Annotated in this window: 28 protein-coding genes; 20 read left to right on the top strand and 8 right to left on the bottom strand. The window is 60.6% G+C overall.

Translation table 11 applies throughout. The features are described from left to right. The first annotated feature begins 15 nt into the window (after positions 1–15). Both LDN75_RS02055 and LDN75_RS02060 read left to right on the top strand, forming a co-directional pair. Positions 16–1,413, top strand: a complete 1,398-nt coding sequence (locus LDN75_RS02055) for an aldehyde dehydrogenase family protein (RefSeq protein WP_223935537.1) — start codon at positions 16–18, stop codon at positions 1,411–1,413. Positions 1,414–1,538: 125 nt separating this feature from the next. Further along, positions 1,539–1,751 (top strand): hypothetical protein, encoded by a 213-nt coding sequence (locus LDN75_RS02060; RefSeq protein WP_091470861.1) that lies wholly within the window; start codon positions 1,539–1,541, stop codon positions 1,749–1,751. 65 nt (positions 1,752–1,816) lie between these two features. Here LDN75_RS02060 and LDN75_RS02065 read toward each other — a convergent pair whose 3' ends face one another. After that, complete coding sequence (locus LDN75_RS02065) at positions 1,817–2,398, bottom strand: TetR/AcrR family transcriptional regulator (protein ID WP_091470859.1); 582 nt, start codon at positions 2,396–2,398, stop codon at positions 1,817–1,819. Between the two features lie 110 nt (positions 2,399–2,508). Here LDN75_RS02065 and LDN75_RS02070 point away from each other — a divergent pair, with 110 nt between their 5' ends. The 3 genes from LDN75_RS02070 to LDN75_RS02080 are packed head-to-tail and all read left to right on the top strand — an operon-like array spanning position 2,509 to position 4,485. Further along, positions 2,509–2,865: a cupin domain-containing protein gene (locus LDN75_RS02070; protein WP_346347158.1), complete on the top strand. Its 357-nt coding sequence runs from the start codon at positions 2,509–2,511 to the stop codon at positions 2,863–2,865. Between the two features lie 33 nt (positions 2,866–2,898). After that, entirely contained in the window at positions 2,899–4,242 is a 1,344-nt protein-coding gene (locus tag LDN75_RS02075; protein ID WP_223935538.1) for an NAD(P)/FAD-dependent oxidoreductase, read from the top strand. A 3-nt stretch (positions 4,243–4,245) separates the two neighbouring features. After that, positions 4,246–4,485: a hypothetical protein gene (locus tag LDN75_RS02080; RefSeq protein ID WP_223935539.1), complete on the top strand. Its 240-nt coding sequence runs from the start codon at positions 4,246–4,248 to the stop codon at positions 4,483–4,485. A gap of 646 nt (positions 4,486–5,131) precedes the next feature. On the opposite strand, the gene LDN75_RS02085 is transcribed toward LDN75_RS02080, so the two are convergent. From LDN75_RS02085 to LDN75_RS02095, 3 genes are read right to left on the bottom strand one after another with little or no spacing between them, the layout of a single operon-like run. Then, on the bottom strand, positions 5,132–6,496 hold the full coding sequence (locus LDN75_RS02085) for an ABC transporter substrate-binding protein (RefSeq protein WP_223935540.1): 1,365 nt from the start codon (positions 6,494–6,496) through the stop codon (positions 5,132–5,134). Between the two features lie 60 nt (positions 6,497–6,556). Beyond that, on the bottom strand, positions 6,557–7,438 hold the full coding sequence (locus tag LDN75_RS02090) for a carbohydrate ABC transporter permease (protein WP_223935541.1): 882 nt from the start codon (positions 7,436–7,438) through the stop codon (positions 6,557–6,559). Then, positions 7,435–8,463: a sugar ABC transporter permease gene (locus LDN75_RS02095; protein ID WP_223935542.1), complete on the bottom strand. Its 1,029-nt coding sequence runs from the start codon at positions 8,461–8,463 to the stop codon at positions 7,435–7,437. The genes LDN75_RS02090 and LDN75_RS02095 overlap by 4 nt, the downstream gene beginning before the upstream one ends. Positions 8,464–8,893: 430 nt before the next feature. On the opposite strand from LDN75_RS02095, the gene LDN75_RS02100 reads away from it, so the two are divergent. Both LDN75_RS02100 and LDN75_RS02105 read left to right on the top strand, forming a co-directional pair. Further along, the gene (locus LDN75_RS02100) at positions 8,894–9,643 is read left to right on the top strand and encodes an MgtC/SapB family protein (RefSeq protein WP_223935543.1); all 750 of its coding nucleotides are present in this window, start codon (positions 8,894–8,896) and stop codon (positions 9,641–9,643) included. Positions 9,644–9,651: 8 nt separating this feature from the next. Next, positions 9,652–10,479 (top strand): glycerophosphodiester phosphodiesterase, encoded by an 828-nt coding sequence (locus LDN75_RS02105; RefSeq protein WP_223935544.1) that lies wholly within the window; start codon positions 9,652–9,654, stop codon positions 10,477–10,479. 51 nt (positions 10,480–10,530) lie between these two features. Here LDN75_RS02105 and LDN75_RS02110 read toward each other — a convergent pair whose 3' ends face one another. Continuing rightward, a complete protein-coding gene (locus LDN75_RS02110; protein ID WP_223935545.1) occupies positions 10,531–11,304 on the bottom strand; it encodes a hypothetical protein in 774 nt (257 codons plus the stop codon). A 172-nt stretch (positions 11,305–11,476) separates the two neighbouring features. After that, entirely contained in the window at positions 11,477–12,154 is a 678-nt protein-coding gene (locus tag LDN75_RS02115) for a DUF6318 family protein (protein WP_223935546.1), read from the bottom strand. Positions 12,155–12,330: 176 nt separating this feature from the next. Between LDN75_RS02115 and LDN75_RS02120 the strand changes: the two genes are divergently transcribed. From LDN75_RS02120 to LDN75_RS02160, 9 genes are all read left to right on the top strand, one after another. Continuing rightward, complete coding sequence (locus tag LDN75_RS02120) at positions 12,331–12,900, top strand: hypothetical protein (protein WP_223935547.1); 570 nt, start codon at positions 12,331–12,333, stop codon at positions 12,898–12,900. A gap of 90 nt (positions 12,901–12,990) precedes the next feature. Next, complete coding sequence (locus tag LDN75_RS02125) at positions 12,991–13,428, top strand: Asp23/Gls24 family envelope stress response protein (protein ID WP_223935548.1); 438 nt, start codon at positions 12,991–12,993, stop codon at positions 13,426–13,428. After that, a complete protein-coding gene (locus LDN75_RS02130) occupies positions 13,425–13,616 on the top strand; it encodes a hypothetical protein (RefSeq protein ID WP_223935549.1) in 192 nt (63 codons plus the stop codon). Before LDN75_RS02125 ends, LDN75_RS02130 begins: the two co-directional genes overlap by 4 nt. Continuing rightward, positions 13,613–13,993 carry a hypothetical protein gene (locus tag LDN75_RS02135; RefSeq protein WP_223935550.1) on the top strand — a complete coding sequence of 127 codons (381 nt, stop codon included), beginning with the start codon at positions 13,613–13,615 and terminating at the stop codon, positions 13,991–13,993. Before LDN75_RS02130 ends, LDN75_RS02135 begins: the two co-directional genes overlap by 4 nt. Then, positions 13,990–14,634, top strand: coding sequence for a DUF6286 domain-containing protein (locus LDN75_RS02140; protein WP_223935551.1), 645 nt, complete (start codon positions 13,990–13,992; stop codon positions 14,632–14,634). The genes LDN75_RS02135 and LDN75_RS02140 overlap by 4 nt, the downstream gene beginning before the upstream one ends. Then, positions 14,631–15,242 (top strand): hypothetical protein, encoded by a 612-nt coding sequence (locus LDN75_RS02145; RefSeq protein WP_223935552.1) that lies wholly within the window; start codon positions 14,631–14,633, stop codon positions 15,240–15,242. The genes LDN75_RS02140 and LDN75_RS02145 overlap by 4 nt, the downstream gene beginning before the upstream one ends. 182 nt (positions 15,243–15,424) lie before the next feature. Beyond that, positions 15,425–15,760 carry a hypothetical protein gene (locus tag LDN75_RS02150; protein WP_223935553.1) on the top strand — a complete coding sequence of 112 codons (336 nt, stop codon included), beginning with the start codon at positions 15,425–15,427 and terminating at the stop codon, positions 15,758–15,760. Between the two features lie 144 nt (positions 15,761–15,904). Beyond that, complete coding sequence (locus LDN75_RS02155) at positions 15,905–16,618, top strand: DNA alkylation repair protein (protein ID WP_223935554.1); 714 nt, start codon at positions 15,905–15,907, stop codon at positions 16,616–16,618. A gap of 93 nt (positions 16,619–16,711) precedes the next feature. Beyond that, positions 16,712–17,686 (top strand): IS481 family transposase, encoded by a 975-nt coding sequence (locus tag LDN75_RS02160; RefSeq protein ID WP_223935555.1) that lies wholly within the window; start codon positions 16,712–16,714, stop codon positions 17,684–17,686. A gap of 6 nt (positions 17,687–17,692) precedes the next feature. On the opposite strand, the gene LDN75_RS02165 is transcribed toward LDN75_RS02160, so the two are convergent. Continuing rightward, entirely contained in the window at positions 17,693–18,097 is a 405-nt protein-coding gene (locus LDN75_RS02165) for a helix-turn-helix transcriptional regulator (protein ID WP_223935556.1), read from the bottom strand. 308 nt (positions 18,098–18,405) lie between these two features. On the opposite strand from LDN75_RS02165, the gene LDN75_RS02170 reads away from it, so the two are divergent. From LDN75_RS02170 to LDN75_RS02185, 4 genes are all read left to right on the top strand, one after another. Then, positions 18,406–19,749 carry an extracellular solute-binding protein gene (locus LDN75_RS02170; protein ID WP_223935557.1) on the top strand — a complete coding sequence of 448 codons (1,344 nt, stop codon included), beginning with the start codon at positions 18,406–18,408 and terminating at the stop codon, positions 19,747–19,749. A gap of 96 nt (positions 19,750–19,845) precedes the next feature. Continuing rightward, entirely contained in the window at positions 19,846–20,811 is a 966-nt protein-coding gene (locus LDN75_RS02175; protein WP_223935558.1) for a sugar ABC transporter permease, read from the top strand. Further along, entirely contained in the window at positions 20,808–21,773 is a 966-nt protein-coding gene (locus LDN75_RS02180) for a carbohydrate ABC transporter permease (RefSeq protein WP_223935559.1), read from the top strand. The genes LDN75_RS02175 and LDN75_RS02180 overlap by 4 nt, the downstream gene beginning before the upstream one ends. A gap of 124 nt (positions 21,774–21,897) precedes the next feature. After that, a complete protein-coding gene (locus LDN75_RS02185; protein ID WP_223935560.1) occupies positions 21,898–22,953 on the top strand; it encodes a LacI family DNA-binding transcriptional regulator in 1,056 nt (351 codons plus the stop codon). 6 nt (positions 22,954–22,959) lie between these two features. Here LDN75_RS02185 and LDN75_RS02190 read toward each other — a convergent pair whose 3' ends face one another. After that, positions 22,960–23,883 carry a hypothetical protein gene (locus LDN75_RS02190; RefSeq protein ID WP_223935561.1) on the bottom strand — a complete coding sequence of 308 codons (924 nt, stop codon included), beginning with the start codon at positions 23,881–23,883 and terminating at the stop codon, positions 22,960–22,962. Between the last annotated feature and the right edge of the window lie 31 nt (positions 23,884–23,914).

The following is a 23,914-nucleotide window of genomic DNA, read 5'->3' on the forward strand; positions in this document are numbered from 1 at the left end:
CAACCAGGAGGAACCATGAACACCAACAGCCTGCTCACCTCGACATCCACACCGACCCGGACCATCCTTGATCCGGCAACCGGTGAAGCTGTCGGTGAAGCACCGGTCCACACCGTCGAGGACCTCGAAGCGGCCATCACCGCCGCCACCGAAGCGCAACCTGCCTGGGCCGTCCTGGGCCACGAAGCCAGGTCAGCCGCGCTCATGAAAGCAGCCGACGCTGTCGAAGCCAACGCCGAGGAACTCGCCAAGCTGCTCTCCCGCGAGCAGGGCAAGCCGCTGAACGGCCCGAATGCCCGCTTCGAAGTCGGCGCGTGCGCCGCGTGGCTGCGAGCAGCTGCCGGCACGCCCCTGGAGGCCGAAACCGTAGTGGACGACGGAGAAACCCGTGCCCAACTGCATTACCGGCCCATCGGCGTCGTCGGTGCCATCGGCCCATGGAACTGGCCGATGATGATCACCGTCTGGCAGATCGCCCCGGCCCTGCGCATGGGCAACGCCGTGGTGGTCAAGCCCTCCGAATACACGCCACTGTCGGTCTTGGCACTGGTTGAAACCATCAACACGGCCCTCCCCGAGAACCTTGTCGCGGTCGTCTCCGGCGGACGCGACGTCGGCGAAGCCCTCGCATCCCACCCCGCCATCGGCAAGGTCATGTTCACCGGCTCCACCGCAACGGGCAAAGCAATCATCCGTTCCTCGGCCGACACGGTCAAGCGCCTCACACTGGAACTCGGCGGCAACGACGCCGGCATCGTCCTCCCGGATTCCGATCCCCAGGCCATCGCCGAGGGCCTGTTCTGGGGCGCGTTCATCAACACCGGCCAGACCTGCGCGGCACTGAAGCGCCTCTACGTCCACGAGTCCCAGTACGACGCGGTATGCGATGCCCTGACCAACGTTGCACAAGCCATGCCGATGGGCAACGGCCTGGATGAGAACAACGTCCTGGGCCCGCTGCAGAACCAGCAGCAGTACGACATCGTCGCCCGCCTTGTGGAGGACGCCAAGGCATCCGGCGCCCGCGTACTGATCGGCGGCAACCCCGACGCCAACGCGCCGGGCTACTTCTACCCGACCACGCTGATCGCGGACATCGACAACGACAACCCGTTGGTGGCCGAGGAACAGTTCGGCCCGGCCCTGCCGATTATCAAGTACAGCACCGTTGACGAGGCAGTCGCCAAAGCGAACGCTCTCGACGTCGGATTGGGCGCCTCGGTCTGGTCCTCGGACCTGGACGCGGCACGCGAAGTCGCCTCCCGGATCCAGGCTGGCACTGTGTGGATCAACAAGCACGGCGCCGTGGACCCCCGCGTCCCGTTCGGTGGCGCCAAGCAGTCCGGCTACGGCCTGGAGTTCGGCGTCGAAGGCCTCAAGGCACTCGGCGTTCCCCAGGTCATCAACGGCTAAGTGAACACCCGGACGGCACGGCGGGCCACACACCCGCCGTGCCGCTCACCCGGCAAAGGGAGATTCCCGCCGTAAAGACCCATTGCAGTCACAGCAGTCCAGCCCACCAGGAAGCGAGGAACCCCATGAAACAGAGCAAGCATGCAGTTGAAGTGAAGGATTGGTCTGTTCTGAAGGCCGGTGAAATGGTGGCCATCGCGGACGATCCCTATGTCCAGGACCCGCTGCGCGTAGAGGAAACAGCTCCGGAGCTGGGTGTGCTCTGGGTGCGGCGGCAGTCCAGTGGAGACCGGCAAATTCTGAACTCCGGCGACTTCAAGATCTGGCGCTTGACCTGACAGGCGGTGTAGACGCGGAAATAGGTCCAGTGTGCCCGTCGCGGGGACGACTCTGATGGATGGTGTCAGGCGTTGGGGACCGGCTCGCGGACATTGCTGCCCAGGGATGCCCAGAGGTGTCGGATCGCTTTCTCAACTCCCGAGGGATCCACCCCGGCAAGAAGCTGGAGGACCAGCCCATCCAGGGCCGCGAAGACTGCCTCCGCAGTACCGGCCCCGGTATCGACTCCGATCCGGCGCAGCCCGTCCGAAAGTGCGGAGACGTAGCTGGAGTAAAGCTTCCGTACGGACGCGCCAAGCTCGGGTCTGCGGCGTGCCTCAAGGATCATTTCGTACTGAAAAATCTGCAGGTCCGGGTTCTCGGCTATCAACGCCAGTATGCTCTGGCAGAACTCTTCTTCCGTTCCCGGGAGTGCTTCCAGCTGCGACATACCGATGGATTGCTGGACCGACCATTCCAAGGCAGCCTCGATGAGCGCATCGCGCGTGCCGAAATGATGGGCAACAAGAGAGTTGTTGACGCCAGCCTGGTCGGCGACCGCCCGGAAAGTCGCACCCCTGAGACCTTTGCGTGCGACAACGAACACGGTTGCAGCCAACAGGGCTTCCCGTCCTGTTCCATACCCCTTGGGTTTGTCGCCGTTCATGGCTTGATTCTAGCTTTCCCGTACGGGGTATTGACCTAAAACCTGAGCAGATGCTTAGATTTGATTCCCGTATAACTAAGCATCTGCTCAGTTGCTGATTCAAGGAGACAATGATGTCTACAACACCCGCCGCCACCGGCTTTTTCATCCATGACGCTTTTGAGCCGGAAAAATACGAACCTTTCATCCTGGGACAAGTCCAGTGGGTGCGGCGCCCGGGGGATGGTGACAGGCCGGCGCTTTCGGCCGGATTCTGGCACGTCACCACGGAAGAAGCCCCTGAGCCATTCGACCTGCTGATCGAAGCAGACGAGACCCTTCACATCATCGAAGGTCATTTGCGCATCGAAATCGAGGGCGGCGAGAGTTTCGACCTCACAGCCGGGTCGGTGGCTTCCTTCAACAAGGGCACCCGGACCCGGTGGACGGTTCTCAAGGACACGACCGAGTTCTTCGTCTACTCCTGATCCCGTAGAAGAATTCTGAAAGCAGAATCCATCGTGAGCACAACCTCAACTACCCCTGAAGCGGCCGACGTCGTCATCATCGGGGCAGGCTTTGCCGGACTGACGGCTGCCCGTGAACTTCGCCAAGCCGGCAAGTCAGTGATTGTCCTCGAAGCACGCGACCGGATCGGCGGCCGCACCTGGGTCGATAGCCGTCTCGGCAGGCCCTTGGAGATTGGCGGGACATGGGTGCATTGGACCCAGCCCTACGTTTGGTCTGAAATGAAACGCTATGGCCTTGGTACTGTCCAGAGCCCCATACCCGAAAAAGCATATTGGTGGGCCGATGGCGAGCGGCACGAAGGAACTCCGGAACAGCTGCTCCTGGACATCGATGAGCCCAACCGGCGACTGGTACAGGAATCACGGCGCTATTTCCCGGAGCCGTTCAGTCCCTTCACAAGCCCCGAGATTGAAAGAATCGACGGGGTCTCGCTGCCGGAAAAGTTCACCGAGCTGGGTCTCTCGGATTATTCTCGCGACCTCCTGGAATCATTTTGGACGCTCAACTTCAACGGCCCCCTGGCAGGGGCAGCGTTCACCCAGGCCCTTCGATGGGTTGCCCTAACCAACGGCGACTGGATGGTCAGTTTCGAAGCCTGCGCGACCTTCAAGATCAATGGCGGTACAGGCAAACTCATCAACTGCATTGCAGGGGACACGGACGTCCGCCTTGGACAAACTGTCGGGTCGGTTAATTACTCCGGGGGAAAAGCTATGATCACCACCCTGGACGGCGGAGTGTTCGAGGCATCGCACGTCATCAGCACACTGCCCCTGGGGGCGCTGACGGCGGTGGAATTTGAACCTTCTCTGCCGAAGCAGCAACGAAAGGCCATCGCCGAGGGGCAAATATCCAAGGGCATCAAGATCTGGGTCACCGTTCGAGGCAAGGTCAGGCCATTTGTCGCCCTGGGATCAGCCGAATGGGCGTTGAACTACGTCCAGCCGGAATACGAACAGGGCGGCAACACGATCCTGGTCGCCTTTGGACCTGACGCAGCCCGCCTTGACGGGGGAGACATCATGCAGGTCCAGGCCGCGCTGGACCTGCTTGCACCTGACCTTGAAGTGCTGGAAGTCGCCAGCCATGACTGGACCAACGACCCCCTTTCACGACAGACCTGGCCCATGCACCGCACTGGCTTCCTGACCAAGGCTCTGGCCTCGTTCCACCAGCCACACGGTCCGCTCCTGTTCGCGGGATCCGACTACGCAAACGGTTGGGGCGGTTTCATTGACGGTGCCATTGAAAGCGGACTCGAAGCCGCACGAACCATTCTCAACCCAGGCGGCATCGAAGAACCGCTCCATGGTGGAGTCCTTGAGGAGCGATAAGCCATGATCGAGACCATTGAACAGGGCAAGCATTTCTACGTAAGTGGAACAACGCCCAATGAAATCCAAACCGGCATCGACGCCGCCGTGGAGCTGGCGCGGCTGCGCGCCACTGATGACGGCGGGCAAGGCATCCTCGTAACACGCCACCGGCCGGGCTTCTATAGCGTTGCGCTCAACCCTCGTGTTCCCTTTGGTTTCATCTGGGAACACGATGCAGATTCCCTGAGCCATCGTTCCTAGCCCACAGGCCCTGCGCCGTGATCTGCTGAAGCGGATTCCCGTGTGCATTTTTGGCCAACCTGCTGGGTAGGTAAAGCCCTGCTTGGACCGTCTGCAGGTCTGTCGCTTGGCGAACAAAGCTCGCGCCTGAATGGGATGGGTCTTTGGAATGGAGGCCGCGCACCGTTCTGGCTTTGCGAACAAGGTTGCATGCGATGTGCAAGGCCGGTTCTCTACCGAGCTTCCTATCAGAATCGAACTGATGACCTTTTCATTACGAGTGAAACGCTTGAGGAGCGCAACACGGGGCAGCCACGGTGGCTCCCAGGTCAGTAGGCACATCAATTCCGGATTAGCCCGACGTCCACATACCGATGCGTTCAACCTGCAGTAGTGCATACGGGAATGGCACGGCGGGGACGCCAGTCGTCGACAATCAGCCTCGCAGGAACAGGTGGAGGGAACTGTGGGTGATGTTGGTCCGCCCACTCGCCTAAATTCTGACATCGCCAGCAGATAGACGGAGGGCCAATGCTGAGCATATCTACGTTGTCACAATCTTGCGAAGACAGCCGGCTTGTGAGCGCTCTCGCTGTCAGGCTGCTTTAACCCGGTCGTCTGCGCAAGCGTAGGCACCAGCGGATGCCCACGCTTGCGCGGCCGCGGACTAGGCTTTCAGCTTCGGCTTCACGTCCTTGTTGTAGATGGCTTCAAGTGTTCCCTTCAACTCGGTCAGCGTTGCTTGCACATCGGCCTTTTCATTCATGATCCTGGTAGCTGCCTTGGCCAGCTCCTGGTCTCCGCCGGGGAGGAACGTTCGGGCAAAGTCCTGGGTGCGGGTCACTTTGAGCTGGTCCACGACAATTTGGAATTCCGGCGTCTGGGCAACAATCGCCGAGATATCTGCCGACTCGGCTACCGGTAGGTAGCCGGTTGCAGCAGACAAAGTAGAAGTGCTCTGCGCATTCGTCATGAACGTGACGAACTTGGCCGCTGCAAGTTGTCTTTCCGGCGACGTCTTGCTGGCGATCACCAGACCGGAACCACCCGTGGGACAAACCTGGGAGGCTGAGGCGGACCCACCCGGCAAGAACCCGACGCCGATCCTCATGTTCGCTTCCTTCGCCGCCCTCATGGTGGCAGCGAGGTCTGCGGACGAGCTGATGGTGGAGCTGACGGCGCCAGCTTGAAGGTCGGTAATGGCATTCTTGGAGGAGACCCCGGCCCAGCCATTCTTCACGATGGAGTCCTGCACCCACTGCATCGCAGCCACCGATTGGTTTGAATCCGCTGTGATGTCCCATTCCTTGGACCAGCCACCACCTTGGCCCCAGAGAACGTTTTGAAGCGTCCAACCGGCGTAACCCGCGATCGCCGGGTACTGGTAAGCGTTCTGGTATCCGGAAGATGAAGCATTTGCCGCCTTGATCTTCGGCGCCCACTCGGCGAACTCTTCCCAGGTTTTTGGAGGGTTCTCGGGGACTCCGGCAGCCTTGAAGTGGTCCTTGTTGAAATAGAACAACGGCGTTGAGCGTGCGTATGGGACTGCCCACAGCTGATCCGAGTATTCGTAGTCACCGATCAAACCGGGCTTGTAGTCGGCGGAGCTGACCTTGACTGCTTTGAGGAGGTCATCGATGGGGAGGATGGCACCCGAGACGGCATAACGGAACCACCATACGTCCGAGGCGACAACGACGTCCGGCACTTCGCTTCCTGCCTGGGATGTCTGGAACTTCTGCGCCACTTCCTCATAGTTGGATCCTCCTGTGATGAGGTTGAGTTTGATGTCCGGATTGGCCGATTGGAAGGCTTCTATCAGCTTCTGTTCCGTATCCCGGGACTTTCCGGGGTGGCTGGACATGAAGCTGATGCTCGAGGCGGGTTTGATTTTGGACCAGTCCTGGGAGAGCGTCTTTGCTGATGAGCCTCCGGGGTCGGTAGAGGGGCCGCCACAAGCTGCAAGAGCGGCGGCGGTGAGGGAGGCCCCGGCCAAGCCGAGGAAATGCTTCCGGGAAAGTGATGTTGACATGCAGGAAGTGCCTTTCTAGTGAACGAGGTGCTTGAGCAGATCCTCGGAGGGTGTGGTGTTTTAGCCGGTTACCGAGCCCTGAGTGAGCCCGGAGACGATGTACCGCTGCAGTGCGGCAAAGATCAGCAGGATCGGTAGGAGGACGATCACCGCGCCGGCCATGAGCATGCCCCAGTTCTGGGTGCTGCCATCGCTGTTGACCAGCTGGGTCAGGCCTACCGGAAGGGTCATCATGTCCGGATGGTCAGTGACGATCAGCGGCCAGATGTACTCGTTCCATTCAGAAACGATGGTTACCAAGGCGACAGTCGCGATGCTCGGCACGGACACCGGGACAACGATCTTCCAGAGCTTGCGCCAGTGGCCTGCACCGTCGATTTCCGCCGATTCCAGGATTGCCGGTGGCAGTGTGAGGAAATGCTGTCTCAGGAGGAACGTGCCAAACGCTGTTCCCAGGCCCGGAAGGATAATCCCCCAATACGTGTTCAGCCCTCCCATGCCTGCGATCAAAACGTAGTTGGGAAGCACGGACACCTGCGGCGGGACCATCAGTGCAACCAGAATCAGCAGGAAGATGACTCTCTTAAACGGGAACCGGACAAACACCAGTGCGTAGGCCGTGAAGACGGCAAGGACGCATTTGATGGTGGATCCGATGACGGTGACGATCACGCTGTTGAGGAAGAACCGGGCGAAGGGCACAGTTGATGCCGCGTCTGCATAATTCTGCAGATTTGGGCTCTTCGGCAGCAGCGTCAGGTTTGTTGTGACGATTTCGCCCGGCGCCTTGAGGGAAGACAGCATCATCCAGAGGAGGGGCACGAAGACAACCAGGGTTGCCAGCAGGAGGGGGACGTAGCCCCCGGCAATAGTCCTGCCGAGGTTTTGCCAGGAGAACGGACGATCGCGGTGGGGCGTGGTTTCAATGGTGTTGGTGCTCATGAGTAGTGAACCTTTCGCTCCACGAATCGCAACTGCACGGCTGTCATGATGAGCAATCCGGCGAACAACACAACGGAAATGGCTGCGGAGTATCCGGCACGGTTGTATGAGCCGAACGCCTGGAGATAGGAGTCAAAGATCAGGGTGCTGGTTCCGTTGCCTGATGGAGTCATGATGCGGATGATGTCGAACGCCTGCAGCGAGCTCAGCAGCGAGGTGATCAGGAGGAAGAAAGTGGTCGGCGAAAGCAGGGGAACCACCACCGACGTGAAGCGTCGAAGACTACTGGCGCCATCCAACGCGGCGGCCTCCAAGAGCTGGGTGGGAATGGACTGCAGCCCTGCCAGGTACACCACAGCGCAATAGCCGAGGTTCTTCCATACGTACACGATGATGACCATGAGCAGTGCCAGCTTCGGATCGTTGACCCACTGGGGACTTGCCTGGCCAACAGTGCGGAGAATCCAGGAAAGGACGCCGTACGTTGGATCGAAAATGAACAGCCACACCAAGCCGACACCGACGCCGGAAAGGACGTAGGGGGCGAAAACCACAGCCCGCGCAAACGTTGTGCCCTTCAGCCTCTGGTTCAGCGCCAACGCCACCAGCAGGCCCAGGATCATCGCACCGCCAACGGTGGTGATGGTGAATATGGCTGTTACGCCCAACACGCTCGAAGCGTCAGGAGAGGTAAAGAACTCCACATAGTTGCCCAGCCCCACGGAGGTTGCGGTGGCGGCACCGAGCGTCCAATCCAGGGTGGAATAGTAGAAGTTGGTGACCAGCGGTCGGTAGGTAAAGAGGAGGATAAGCAGGACATTGGGTGCCGCGAAAGCGGCAAAAACCCATGCGTCCCTGCGAGTTCTCCGATTCCATCGGCGGCTCTCCGGGGTGCCTGTCGGCCATCTGTGAACCGGTGCCCTGCTCGTTTGCGAATCGCGGCTTTTAGCGTTGGCCCGTCCGCGTTCTGCGCCCGCCGCCGTCGAGACGGCTGCGGGCGCGCCAGTTGTGTCTAATCTGCCCATGGAAAACCCTCACGTTGACCCCCTCGTCATCGCTGTCCGGGCGACGTAGCACTTGCAAAAAAGCATTTGTTTCACATTTGACCTGACAACCTAACTTCAGGTCATTTGACAACCTACACACAAAGATCGGTTATCACAAGACTCGATTTCAGGACTGTGCAAGGAGGCTCGTTAGGCGCGAAGGCGCGCTTTTCAGCCGTGAGCAACCGTAAAAAATATCATGCTAATACGTCCTAACAAATCGTAGTCATCAAATTGCACGAATGTGCACAAGCGTTGACTGGAACGTGCTGCAGCTTGAAGAATTAGCCACAGCACCGGCTCGCGCCGCGTCTACCTTTGAGTTGCCTTTGCATGGAACATCCGTATCGGACTGGATCTTCCACGTGGAGGCAGAAGAAGGGGGTTCATAACCGAATCGGAGCACTAAGTGATCTTCAGCGCGGATACGCAATGGTGGCAGATGTGCCTGGCCTTGGCCGTGGCACTGGTCCTATCGACAGCCATCGGGTTCGAACGCCAAAGCAAAAACAAATCGGCGGGCATGAGAACCCATGCGATGGTGGGATTGGGCGCGGCCCTGTTTATGGTCGTGAGCAAATACGGCTTCAGTGACGTATTGATGGTGGATCTGGTGAGGCTGGATCCCTCCCGGCTGGCGGCTCAAGTGGTCTCCGGCATTGGCTTCATCGGCGCGGGGCTCGTCTTCGTGCGGCGTAACCAAGTCCGCGGACTGACCACCGCCGCCTCCATCTGGGTTACAGCAGCAGTCGGGACGTCCGCTGGGGCAGGCCTGGTGCTGCCCGCGGTATTCGTCACCGCAGCCCACTTCGTCATCGTCTACGTCTATCCCGTGGTGACTGCGAAACTTCGCTTTGGTTTGCCAAGCCAGTGGCTGTTGAAAGTTACCTACATGGACGGTGTGGGCGCCCTAAGGGATGTGCTCCGAACATGCACCGAGCAAGGATTCCGTGTTCAGGGATTCGCTACGACCCGGGGTTCGGCGGAGTCCAAGGGCGTGATGGACCGCTTGATAACAGGGACAGAAACCGCCGCCGTGGCTGATCTCATTGAGATAGAGCTGGAAATTGAAGGCACCATGGCAGCGTCGGACATTGTCGCGCAGCTGTCTCAGCTCGCCACGGTTACTGAAGTTTCCCTCGTGGACGAATCGGAATAGGAAGAACAATGATCGAGATTCAAGGCCACCGAGGCGTTCTGGCCACACGGCACGGGAATACCCTGGCAAGCTTCGTCGAGGCACTTCGCCTTGGCGTGGACGCGATAGAAGTCGATGTCTGGCTCACGTCTGACAAGCAGCTCGTATTGCGACACGATGCCGTCATCGGTAGCGCCGACATCAGGTTGGAGACCATGCTTCAGGCCGTGGTCGAGAAGCACCCGGCCACGACTACCGACGTTGATCTTGAATCACGTCCACCATCTCTGCCGGAAACCCTGGCCCTGTTGCGCTTCGCCAATGCAACCGACGTCGTCCTGGACATCGAGGTCAAAACCGAGGGTGCCGCCTGGGACAACTATGGCCACGCGATAGTGACCGCTTTGTCCAAGGTGCTTAAGGCTCACCGTGACGAACAGGCCTTGCGCGTCCGCAGCTTTGATCCCCAAATCATCCGGGCAATGTCCGGAATGCTGCCCGGAGTTCCCTTGGTGGCGCTGAGCAGGGAGAGCCCGGGACGATCGGTGGGCCTGTATCCTTCCGTCGTCCAAGACCTCGTGAGCGCTGCCTTGGCAACCGGGGCTTCCGCCGTTGCGCCGGAATGTGGAATTCTCGACGCCGGACTGGTCGCCGAAGCTCATGCCGCCGGACTCAAGGTGTTTCCGTGGACTCTGGCGACAAGTGATGAAATCAGTGCGGCGGTCCAGCTCGGAGTCGATGGGATCTGCGTCAACGACGTTGCCTTGGCCCGGCAAGTCCTGGGCGGGTTGGGCGAGCCTCTTCCCGTGCCCCGCCCCATGACGTTGCCATTGCTGCGCATGGGTTCCCCGGCCTAGAACGGACCTGGCCCGGCCAAACCTCATCCCATAAGCCTTACCCGAAGCCGGCTATTTTTCGGCTTCGGGGCAGCCCCAGGATTTGGGGTTTTCCTGGCAGGTGTCGGCGACGAGTGCTCGTTCTGTTTTCCAGACCTGGATGGTTTTGGGTGGGGTGGTTAGGTCCAGTGTCCCGTTGATGGGTAGTGGTGGGCCGTTGTTCACGGAGTAGGTGCCGGTGAAGCTGGTGGTGATGGTGGCAGGGTAGTTGCCTGTTTCTGTGTAGATGTGGCTGGTGCGGGTTTTGTTGAGGAGCCAGTCGGCTTCGGGGATGGCGTAGCCGGCTGCGGGGGTGGGCCCGAGGCTGGTGGTGTCGCCGAAGTTGTAGGTGAAGCTTGCCGGGGTGGCGGTCAGGTGGACGGCTTGGCCGAGGATGGTGACGTTGAAGGCTTGTTCGGTGGCGGTGGTGTAGAAGTTTGTTGGCCCGCCTTTGAGGGTGTGGGGGAAGGGTTGGGCTTCGAGGGTTCCGGGGTTGACGGGGAGTTGGCGGAAGTCGTTCAGGATCCGGGCTGCGATGTTCGCCAGGACGTTCTCGGGTTGGGCGTCGTACAGGCAGGTGGGTCCGCTGATCGGGATCCAGTTGGTCCAGCCGGGATTGGTGATGGATTTGGGTGCTTGTTTCCAGATCACCGGTGTGCCCTCTTCACCGCCCAGTGTTTTGGCAGGGCAGCTCAGGGCCAGGCAGCCGGGATCGACCGTGTCGGGGCCGTCTGCCCGGCAGTGGGTGTCGGCCATGTACTGGTTGGGGTCGCTTTCAGATGGGCCGCCCTCTAAGTTCGGAGCCATGTGCCCAGTACTCGGATCGTTGCTATACCTTGCGCCGATCTCGATACCCTCGTCGCCTGCGTTGTTCGCGGCCCAAACATCTTCTTCGGCGTCAGCAGATGGAGAGGCGAAGACAAATAGTCCGATGACTAGAGCCGTTATCACTGCAAAGAATGATTTTCTATGCAAAACTTCACGCAATAACAGCAAGGTCCACCACGATCCACTGGCCCTCGGCGAAAGAAGCGAATAACGCGAACGCGTCGTTGGACGCCTCCGACCGTGTCCGTCCGACTGACCCATCCGGGTTGAAGTAGTCGATCTGGTCTTGAATCACCTGCACCTTGACCGCTTTTACGCTGTCTGCACCCCATTGCACTTCCACTACGGGCACGGAGATCTTGCCGCCGACCAACCAACGCCCGTTGGAATACCCGTCCTCTCCCGATTCCTGAAGTCGAACACACAGCCTGCAGTCGCGAGAGATCAATGGAAGCCACGAGGACATATCGCCCGTTTCGTCCACATAGGAGAGCTGCGCGTACCAATACCTGATAAACGCCTCCAGCCCCTCCTTTGTGTTCTCCTTCGCCAACTCGGGCATCACAGGAACGGGCACATTCTGTGCTTTGCCCTTCGCATCCGCGGGCTTATAGACACCGGATGGTGCGGTGGTCCCGGAAGTAACAGCGGGAGAACCCGGGCTGCTCGTATCCGGGGTGGGGGCGGCCGTCGTCGAGCCTGTTTCTGTGGGTGCGCTGCTCGGCGAGCTGCCGCCCTGGCAGCCGCTGAGAAGCAGCGAAACCCCCAACGCGACAGACCCAACTTGGACAGTAAGAACAGGAAAAGAGGCAAACGAAAGGCGTGACATGACAGGCTCCCCAGCGGCTGTTTGGCGATGTGTCCGCCAGTTTAGGTGCTCCGGGCTGTCCCGACCCCCTCGAAGAGAACCGGCTGTGGATAACTCAACCTCTGTTCACTGCAGGCCGCCGGGCGTATTCTTGCCCTCGCCGGTTTGTCATCGCATGCAATCCAACGGGGGACACCATGATTGAAACCACACGCTTCAGCACGTCCAAGCTTCCTGGCAGGAATCGCAGGAAAGGTGCCAGCCGGCGAGGTACAGCCCGGCTGCTGGTCGGGTGCCTTCTGATCGGAACCTTGGCGCTCGGTGCCTGCTCGTTCCCGTTGCCGGTGGCGCAGCCCACGCCCATAGCATCGTCGTCGAACGCCCCAACATCCAACAGCGCCCCGGAATCCAGCACTGAACCGTCCGCGGAGATCAATGCAAGCCCGGATGCGGCTACAGGCACAGGCGGCGTCTACGGCGAATTCACGTCCTTGTCTGAAGCATGCATCTCTGTGAGCGCCACCATGTTGAGCGTGACCATCCTGCCGTTGGCGGCCTTAGTGGGCGGTGACCCGGAAGATATCGAGAAGGCCAAGGAAGAACTGTCCCGGATGCAGGCCAAGGTGCCCGAGGAACTGAAGCCGAGCTTTGAGAAGCTGAGGGCGTATACGGAGTCGGCCGGCACGGATTTCCGGAAGTACGGGGAGCCCGAATTCGAGGAACTTATGAAGCCGATCCAGGACTGGATGGATAAGAACTGCAAATAGGCGCCGCGCGCGTTCCCTTCAGGCAGGACGCCTCTCACAAAGCGTCGGAGCTAGACGCTAGGGTGGTACACAAGAGAAGGGGAGTGCTCGATGTCAGACCAGAACTTGCAGATCGACCCTGTGCCTGAGGGCGAGGTCCTCGGTACCGGACGCACCATTATCTCCGAGGCCGCTGTCGCAAAAGTCGCCGGCATCGCTGCACGCGCGGTTCCGGGTGTCTACTCCCTGGGCTCAGGTCCGTCCCGCGCGCTTGGCGCCATCCGTGACGCTGTTGGCAGTTTGGACCATGCCGCTGGTGTTCGCGCCGAAGTAGGGGAGACCCAAGTAGCCGTGGACATCAACTTGGTGGCTGTGTACGGGTACCCTCTGCACGGGGTCGCCAACCAGGTCCGCGCTGCTGTTTACCGGGCTGTTGAGGAACTCGTCGGGCTCCAGGTCATCGAGGTCAATATCGAGATCAATGATGTCTACGTGGCCCCGCCCCCCAAGCCCAAAACTGTCGTGGTTGAAAGGGAGGCACTGCAATGAGCATGACCGTCGTGGGAATCGGGATCGGCGCCTTCGTGGCGTTCATGTCCTTCCAGTTCGGCCTGTGGGGCTTTCTTATCTCGCTGCTCTTCATGGGTATTGGAGCCCTCCTTGGCCGTGCAGCTGAAGGCAAGCTTGATCTCCGCAGCGTCCTGGACGCCATTACGGGCCGGCGCTCTTCGTCATGAGCGTGGCTGAGGCTGTGGAACCTACCACCAGCCTGGTCGGCCATAACCGGATCAGTACCCAGGCTTTGACATCGCTTGCGCAGGCCGCGGCCGCCGAGGCTCTTGGCGTGGAACCCAGCGACATCCGCGCCGATTGGTCGGACGACGACGGCCTGCTGGCTTTGTCCATCGTGGCACCTATCAGCATCCCCGCCTTGACCGAGGTACTCGGTCACCCGCAGCGTGTCCAGGGCTTCGGGGGCTCCATCTGGGACCGTGCCGTGGCGGCGAAGGCAAGCGTGTTGGAGACTGTCACACGGCTGAGTGGTTCGCAGATAAGCAGGGTGGACATCAGGATCAGCGGAGCCCACGTTAAAGAGGGAGGCCGCGTCCGGTGACACAGGACCAGGAAACAGCCATCGAACCTTCGGACGCTGGCTCCGGAGCCAGCCCCATTGCCGGCGAGGACCCGGCCATGAGCCGGATTCTGCGACGGGAAACTCACTCGTCCCGGGCAGGGGCAGCCAGCATCGCAGCTGTGCTGGTGATCATTCTCTGTGTTCTTGCACTTCTGGAATCTGCCCTCCGTGCCATTGGGCAGCCGCCATGGCTCGTTGACCCAAGCACCGCCGCAGAACGCATCATCGCACTTCCGGCGGGTATCTCGCCCCTTCTTCTCGGCGCAAGCGGTGCTGTCATCGCCATGGTCGGACTGTTCTTCCTCCTTCACTCCTTATTGCCAGGCAGGCGGGCCCGGCATTTGCTGCGGGACCCACGCACCGCCGTCGTAGTTGACGACGAAGTGTTGGCCTCGGCACTTGCGCGTCGTGCACGGACTGCCGCGAACGTGACCCAGGAACAAGTCATGGTGATTGTGTCCAGGCAGGCGGTGGTGGTTAATGTCCGTCCCACGTCAGGGAGCAAGGTCAGTGAAGAGGCCGTATTGAGGGCAGTGCAGGCGGAGCTGGATGAGATGTCACTGTTTCCCATGCCAACGGTTCAGGTGAACCTGTCTACCTCGGGGGTGGTGGGCGCGTGAACGGTACTCCGCGTGCCCTTAACCGGGTCCTTCTCTTCATCATTGGCGTGAAACTCTTGGCCGTTGGGCTGCTTCTTCTGCTGCTGGCCACTGTCCCCGCCGTGGCAACGTGGTGGCATGGCTGGGCTGCGGGGACGTGGGCCCGTGCGGAGGACGTCTTCCGGCAAACCCGCTTCCCTGGGCGGGAGGAAAGCTGGCTGTGGATCGTGGCCGGCCTGGTTTTGGTGGCCATTATTGTTGCGATGGTCGCTTGGGTGTCGCAACAAGGCAAAGGCAGGGCCAACCTCTTGGTGGCCAGTGGCGACGAGAGCGATGTGGACGGTGAAGTGCAGATCGGTGGCGGAGTAGCCGAACAGGCGCTTCGGGCAGCCTTGGCGGATCGGCCGGACCTCGCCGGAGCGTCTGTTGCGACGTATGAGGTCAAAGGCCAGCCGTGCCTACGCGTGCGCATCCAACCACGCCAAGGAGTGGCGCCACACCTCCTTGCCGCCGAGGTTTCGCGCCTGGTTGAAGCCTTGGACTTGGTGATTGGCAAGAAGACACCCGTGTTGGTGCATATGGCATCCGGTGCCCGGGCGAAATTTACAAAAGCTGAACGGGTCCGCTGACTGATCCGACGTTACCGGGTCATTTTGCCGAATATTTCACTCAGGGTGTTTTGTGTTGCTTAAGCCACACGTATGCCAATAGTTTGAAAGCAGAGGGGGAAAAATCCCTGATGCGATGGATTGCCTTGCGGGATAAGACCCCGAAAGCAATCAGCGTTCCAACCGTCACGAAGGAGAGCACCATGAGTGAAGAAACTACGGGATCGGAAGCGGTAGAAGGCGCTGCCGGTAACGCCAAGGACGTAGCTGGCGAGGCGCTTGAAAACGCGAAGGAATTTGCTGGCGAGGCCGCGGAAAACGTCAAGGAATTTGCTGGCGAGGCCGCCGAAAACGTCAAGGAGTTCGCGGGCGAGGCTGCCGGAAATGTTAAGGAATTCTTCTCCGGTGACGTCGGGGAAAATGCCAAGGAACTTGCTGGTGACGTCGCGGAGAAGTCCAAGGAAATCGCCGGAGATGTCACCGAAAACGTGAAGGGCCTCGGCTCCAAGATCGCAGGCCTGTTCAAGGGCGGGAAATAGCCTTTACACAGCGTGTCGGGGATGGCAGTTCAGGGCAGTGCTAAACGCACTCCCATGAGCTGCCATCCTGCTGTCTTAAGCGGCTGATTTACCGCACCTACGCCTAGTAGGCTGTGCCTCACACGAGATGGACTGGAGGCTGCGATGGCTGGTACGACGGCGAGGGCTGGTACAGCTGCGACCGGTACGACTCTGGCTGAGGTGATGGCCGAGTTGGCTGCGTTGGAAGACCCGAAGTCGCGCGAGGTAAACGAGAAACACGGTGACGATCACGGTGTGAACCTCAGTAAGTTGCGGGCCATGGCGAAACGGTTGAAGGCACAGCAGGAGCTCTCACGCGAGCTCTGGGCGACGGATGACACGGCGGCGAAGCTACTGGCACTGCTGATTTGCCGCCCAAAGTCGTATGGGCGTGAGCAGTTGGACACGATGCTGCGCGAGGCCCGTACACCCAAAGTGCACGACTGGCTTGTGAACTACGTGGTCAAGAAGAATCCGCACGTCGAAGAGCTGCGACTGGCCTGGTTTGCGGACAATGATCCGGTGGTTGCGAGTGCCGGCTGGGCGCTGACGTCAGAGCGTGTCATCAAGGATCCGGCAGGCCTGGACCTTGCCGGGCTGCTTGACGTTATCGAGGCCCGGATGAAGGAAGCCCCAGATCGGCTCCAATGGGCGATGAACACCTGCCTTGCCCAGATCGGAATCGAACATCCCGAACATCGCGCCCGTGCCTTGGCTATAGGTGAGCGTCTGGAAGTGCTCAAGGACTATCCCACTCCGCCCAACTGCACCTCTCCCTTCGCGCCCACCTGGATCAATGAGATGGTGCGTAGGCAGCAACCCCCAACAGGCAGCTAGCTGTACTGAGTCAGGACGTTGGTTACATCGTGAATAGGTGAAGACCTCTTAGGTTGGTGGTTACCACACACAGCCAACGACTAAGAGGTCTTCATGTCCCACCGTAATGCCCGCTTGACCCCGACCGGTAGGCGGATCCTTATCGAGCGCGTCCTCGCCGGCCGTCCCGTGGCCCATGTGGCCAAAGAAATGGGCATCTCAAGGACCTGCGCGCACCGCTGGATCAGCCGGTACCGCACCCATGGCTGGGCCGGCCTCGAGGACCGCAGCTCCCGCCCAAGGTCGTGCCCACACGCGACTTCTGCTGCGCTGGTTGCCGATGTCCTGACCCAGCGCGTGAAGCACCGCGAAGGGCCAGCGGGCCTGGCAGCCCGGTGCGGGACGAGCGCCCGGACGGTCTCCCGGATTCTGACCCGCGCGGGCATGCCCCGGCTGTGGGACCTGGACCCGGTGACCGGGGAACGGATCCGGGCATCCCGTGCCACGGACCGCCGGTACGAGCGCGACGCTCCCGGAGACATGATCCACATCGACGTCAAGAAACTCGGCAGGATTCCCGACGGCGGAGGCTGGCGGGCAGACCCGAACCAATCCGCCCGCAACCACTCAACAGGCCATACAAGGGTCGGTTTCGACTACGTCCACGTGGCCGTCGATGACCACACTCGTCTGGCCTACGCCGAGGTCCTGCCCGACGAGAAAGGCCCGACCTGCGCAGGGTTCCTCACCCGGGCCGCAGCGGCCATGGCAACCCAAGGCGCGCCAGTCAGACGGGTCATGACCGACAACGCCTTTGCCTACCGGTTATCGAAAGATTTCCAGGACGCACTCGCTGCACTGGGCGCCAAGCACGTCCTGATCAAACCCCGCCATCCCTGGCAGAACGGCAAAGCAGAACGCTTCAACCGCACCCTTCAAGAAGGCTGGGCCTACCGGCAACCATTCACTTCCAACCAGGCCCGGACAGACGCCCTGCAGCCATGGCTAGACTTCTACAACAACCACCGGCCGCACGGCAGCCTCGGAGGCAAACCACCCATAAGCAGGTGCAAACAACCTACTGACTGAGTACAGCTAGCCCCTGTTGCGGTGCATCATCCGGTATGTCAGTTCAGCGAGAAGTTCCTCGTCGGAAAGATGCGAGGCGCGGGCAATGGGGGCCGCAGGTACCACGACCCGCGGCCCTGAAGACTGCCGCGGGTCGTCGCTGCTGCGCATGTCGTCGGGGGTGATTTGGTCCGGGGCAAAGCTGGATTTTCCCTTGAGAACTTCAGCGACTGATCCGGCCCGCCAGCCCAGGGCGTGCTCGAGCTTGCGCTGATTGATTTCCTGGGTGCGGCGAGTGCCTGACTCCAGCGTCCGGACAGTCTTGATGGCCGTTCCAGCCTGCTTTGCCAACTGCACCTGGCTCAGCCCTTGGGCCAAGCGTTCTTCTTTGATCAGTCGGCCAATGGTCTGGAGTGCTTCAAGTTCATCCACACTTCCCACTGTTGCATAGGCAACACTAGGCAATCAAATCGGATGGCGCGACTACTCCGCCATAAGCCATGCTGCGCAGTTGGGTTTGAGCCGCCCGCGGCTGATCGCTGCGGCCTTGCTGCGAGGCAGTTCCCGGATCCCGAGGGAACCCCAGCCTGGCGTGTCGGGCGCGATGCAAAGGTTGCTTTGTATCGTTGCGGTCACGTTCGGGTGTAAGCGCTTGCATTCTTGCTGCAAGTTTAGCTAGTGTGAGGGCCACCACATCAATTGCGCCACGATTTTCTTGTACTCAGCGAGGAGTCTCCAGCATGAAAAAAACCAAGTACCTGCTCCCGGTCGCAGCGGCCGGCGTTCTGGCACTTACCCTGTCCGCATGTAGCGGCAACAGCGGCGGCGGCAGCGCTAGCACCGCGTCGAATGACTGTTCCGCCTACGACACCTACGGCAAGCATGACGGCAAGACCGTCTCGGTGTACTCCACCATTGTTGACGTCGAAGCAACAAACCTCGAGGAATCCTGGGCACAGTTCGAAAAGTGCACAGGCATCACCGTCAAGTACGAGGGCAGCAAGGAGTTCGAAACCCAGATCGGTGTGCGTGCACAATCAGGCACGGCCCCGGACGTGGCGATCTTCCCGCAGCCTGGCCTCCTTGCCACCCAAGCCCGCGCCGGCTACCTGAAGCCCGCCCCGAAGACTGTGTCCGATCTTGTGGACAAGAACTGGTCCCCGGACTGGAAGAAGTACGGCACCGTGGACGGCAAGTTCTACGCCGCACCGATGCTCGCGAACGTCAAGGGCTACGTCTGGTACTCGCCCAAGACCTTCAAGGACAAGGGTTGGCAAGTCCCCAAGACGTGGGACGAAATGATGGACCTGACCAAGAAGATCGCTGCCGACAAGACCATGAAGCCGTGGTGTGCCGGATTTGAGTCGGGCGAAGCTACCGGCTGGCCGGGCACCGACTGGATCGAGGACGTCGTCCTTCGCGCCGAGGGCCCGGAAGTCTACGACAAGTGGATTACCCACCAGATTCCCTTCAACGATCCCAAGATCGTCAACTCCTTCAACAAGGTTGGCGACATCCTGCTCAACCCGGATTACGTCAACGGCGGTTTCGGTGACCCCCGCTCGATCCTGAGCACGGCGTTCGCCCAGGCCGGTCAGCCTGTTCTTGACGGACAGTGCGCCATGCACCACCAGGCATCGTTCCAGGCAGCCAACTGGCCTGCCGGCACCAATGTTGCCGAGGACGGCGATGTTTGGGCCTTCATGACACCTCCCGTGGATGAATCCAAGGGCACAGCCATCACCGGTGGCGGTGAATCCGTTGGCGCCTACAAGGACACCCCCGAGGTCCAGGCCTACCTCGCCTTCATGGCAAGTGCGGACTTCGCCAACAACCGCGTGAAGCTCGGCGGTGCCATCAGCGCCAACAAGGGCCTCGACCCGAACAATGCACAGTCCGCTTTGGACAAGCAGTCCATCAAGCTCCTTCAGGACCCCAAGACCGTCTTCCGTTTTGACGGCTCTGACCTGATGCCGAGCGCAGTGGGTTCCAACTCGTTCTGGAAGGGCATTGTTGCCTGGATCAACGGCTCCTCTGCCCAGCAGGTAACGGACAGCATCGAGTCCAGCTGGCCTAAGAGCTGACGATAAAGGCGCTGCCTCCCTTGGCTGGTCTGCCCAGCCGGGGAGGCAGCGCCTTTCCCGGAACCTAGTGATTCACTCACGCCCCGGAGGTTGGGTATGGATTTTATCGGAGGAAAACTCCTTCAAGTAGTGATAGCAATCGCGATCTTCGCGGCTGTTATCGGCATCATCATGCTGGTGGTGGACAGGGCACCGAAATCGGTCAAGGACAGGGTTACCGTGGCTGGCTTCCTTGCTCCGGCAGCCATCCTGATGCTGGTGGGCCTCGTTTATCCCGCTGTCCGCACGTCAATGTTGGCGTTCACGGATGCAAGCGGCCAAGGAAACGGATTCGACAACTTCGTCTGGATGTTCACGCAGCCGGAGGCTCTGGCCACCTTGCGCAACACCGTTATCTGGACAGTCCTCGTTCCGCTGTTGTCCACCAGCTTCGGACTTGCCTATGCCGTATTCATTGACAAGGCCCGCGGCGAGCGGGTCCTGAAGTCACTGGTCTTCATGCCGATGGCGATCTCCTTTGTGGGCGCCGGCATCATCTGGAAGCTCGTTTACGACTACCGCGGTCCAGGCATTGAACAGACCGGCGTCATCAACTTTATCCGTGCCGCCCTGGGTATGGACCCCAAACAGTTCCTCCTGGATGCCCCGGAAAACACGCTCTTCCTGATCATCGTGATGGTCTGGATCCAGACTGGCTTCGCCATGGTGATCCTGTCTGCGGCCATCAAGGGTGTCCCGGTGGAACTTATTGAGGCAGCCCGCCTGGATGGGGCAAATGCCTGGCAGCAGTTCCGCAACGTCACGGTCCCCGGCATCCGCGGGGCCTTGGTGGTGGTACTGACCACCATTACGATCGCCACGCTGAAGGTGTTCGACATTGTTCGAACCATGACGGCCGGAAACTACGACACCTCGGTTGTGGCCAACGAAATGTACACACAGGCTTTCCGTGCCGGTGAGCCAGGACGCGGTGCTGCACTGGCCCTGATCCTGTTCCTTATGGTGCTGCCAATTGTGGTGTACAACGCTCGAGTCCTTCGCAAGCAAAGGGAGATCCATTGACAGCCACGCCAGCCCCGAAAGAGGCCTCGACGGTCCCGACTCGGCAGCGTCCTGGATCCGATCCCACGGAGGACGCCCAGCCGATCATGCGCAGGGTCAAGACCAAGCTCACGTCCAAGTGGGCAACAGCGGCAGCGATCATCATCGCCGTCGTATGGTCTGTACCGACGTTCGGTCTCCTTGTTACCTCGTTCCGTCCCGCGCCGAAGCAGGTGGGTCCCCGCTCAAACGGTTGGTGGAATGCCTTCCTGGACTGGGACTTCACCTTCAAGAACTATGTAGACGTCGTTACTCCCGCGGGCTCGCAGTCGGCCAACCTGTCCCAGTACTTCGTCAACTCCATAGCGATCGTCATCCCGGTCACCATTTTTGTGCTGGTGCTGGCTTCCATGGCGGCCTACGTTTTCGCATGGGGGAAGTTCAAGGGCCGCGACGCGCTCTTTATCTTCGTTTTTGCCCTGCAGATCATCCCGCTCCAGATGGCACTGATTCCGCTCCTGCAGTTCTTCACGCAGACCCTCCACCTTCCGGCGGGTTCGTACGCGCAGCTGTGGATCGCGCACACCATGTTCGGGCTTCCCTTGGGCATCTTCCTCCTCCACAACTTCATCTCCGAGATTCCGGGTGAGGTTATCGAGGCGGCGAGGGTTGACGGTGCCGGACACAGCACCATTTTCTGGCGGATCATCCTTCCGCTGTCCGTTCCGGCGTTGGCATCGCTGGCCATCTTTCAGTTCCTGTGGGTCTGGAACGACCTGCTTGTGGCCTTGGTGTTCTCCGGAGGTACGGCGGACGTCGCGCCTATTACGCAGCGTCTTGCGGAAATTTCCGGTACCCGCGGTGCAAGGGATTACCTGAACCCTGCCGCAGCATTCGTCTCGATCATCGTCCCGCTCCTGGTGTTCTTCGGCCTCCAGCGGTACTTCGTCAGGGGCCTGCTGTCCGGCGGCCTTAAGGGCTGATAATTGCAGCTTTGGTTACGCAGCGGATGGCTCCGCTGCGTAACCAAGGCCTGCACAAAATAGACTGTTTCTTCGCCGTAAGAAAGAAATCGGCGAATCCAAAGGCAGCCGGAGAGGGGGGCCTGTGACACGAACAACGGGTAGGTCCCAACGCGGTGGCCACACAGGCGTCAGCATCGAAGACGTGGCGGCGGCCGCCGGAGTGTCTACTGCCACTGTGTCCAGGGCCGTCAGGGGACTGCCCCGCGTCTCGCCAGCAACCCGTGAGAAAATTCTGGAAGTCGCGGCGTCCCTTGGTTACGTGGCCTCGTCCTCGGCTTCGGGGTTGGCCACCGGACGCACGCGCACCATCGGTGTCCTGGCGCCGTTCGTCTCCCGATGGTTCTTCTCGAAGGCCATCGAAGGCGCGGACAGGGAACTGCATTCGCGCAAGTACAACCTCTCCTTGTTCAACCTCGGGGGCCACGGCAGTAATCGCGAGCGGCTTTTCAGCTCCACCATGGTCTACAAGCAGATCGATGCCCTGCTGGTGCTTTGTATGGCGCTCAGTGAGGAGGAATTGGAACACCTTCACAAGATCGATATCCCGCTTGTGGTGGTTGGCGGGCACGTCGAGGATTGCGCGTACATCGGCATCAACGATTACGAAGCCGCCTCAACGGCTGTGCGGCACCTGCTGGATTTGGGCCACACGGACATTGCTTTGCTCCACGGCGATGACGAAACGGACCTGAACTTCGACGTTCCGCGTGTCCGCATCCGGGCCTTCCAGGAGGTCATGGCCGACGCCGGCTTGAAAGTACGCCCCGAGTGGGATGAATGGGGCGACTTCACCGTTGCCAGCGGGCAGCAGGCGTTTGTTCGACTATGGAACCAGCCCGGGCCAAAGCCGACAGCTATTTTCTGTTCTTCGGACGAAATGGCCATGGGGGTCATCTTCGAGGCCGCCCGTCACGGCGTTCGAGTGCCCGGGGATCTCTCGGTCATCGGCATTGACGATCACGATTTTTCCGCGTCGTTGGGCCTCACAACCGTGGGCCAACGGCCCGACAACCAGGCTGAACTGGCCACCAAAATGCTCCTCGACGAGCTGGATGGGATTGCGGGTGCCGTGCATTCAGAGGTGGCGCCGCATCAATTGATTGTCAGGGAGACAACAGCGCCGCCTTGCAGGTCCTGACCCAAGCTACGAAGCCCGCGCCAACTGCCGGATGGGGATCCACCGTGAGGCGAGTCGACGATAAGCAGCGGCAGCGCCGGTCATGTCACCCTCAGCCAAGCACTCGATCCCAAGGCGCACATCCATCGGGGATTCGTCCGGATACACCTTATCCGCCACGGCGCCGTAGTCCAGCTCCACCATGGACTGGACGTGGAACAACTCCAGCCATTCGGTGAGCTGCGTCAGGTCATCCAGCATGTCCAGGTCCGGAGCTGCCAAGGCCAGATGGGCTACGGCAAAGCGCGCCCGGTCCAGGGCGTCCGTCAATGGTGTCCACACCCGGACGGTGAGGATATGCCCATCCGACTCCACCACGTCCTTGCGGTCAGACTCTGCGAACAGCGAGAACCAGCTGAACGGGATACCCCAGGTGGAGGCCCGGGTGTGTACCCGCTTGGCTTCTTCCCCTGCGTTGATCCGATCGATCCTTGCTTGATGCTTGTCCCGCTGGGAAACCGGAATCAGCAGATCAGCCAGCGGGCTGTGCACACCATCCATGAGGGCATTCGCCGCCAACCCGGCCCGAATCACCAGTTGGCTGGGGCAATAAAGCAGCCGTCCGGCGTCGTGGGCTTCTTTATCCTGCGGCGACTTTCCGGTTGTTTCGTCCGCGGCACCGTCCACCGCGGTGTGCCGCCCGCCAGGGACCCGCGTCATGCGCACCAAATCAGTCCGCCCGGTGGGGAAGGGGTCCCCGCCGGTCCGCGTGATGCGGCCCAGCGAGGCTTGGAGTTCCGCATTTTCGACGGCGGCGCGGGAACCTATCTTGCTGCTGTCCGCCACGAGCTGGCGCTGCTGCTCGGGAGGAAACGCCTCAAGGGGCTCGTAAATGCGCAGGGACGAAGAGAACGGCAGTCCTGCCTGGCCCCGATACAGGTTTCCATTCATGTCCAGCCGGCCCCTTTCGTCCTTTAGCGGT

This window comes from Arthrobacter sp. StoSoilB5 (assembly GCF_019977235.1).
Taxonomy (GTDB): Bacteria; Actinomycetota; Actinomycetes; order Actinomycetales; family Micrococcaceae; genus Arthrobacter.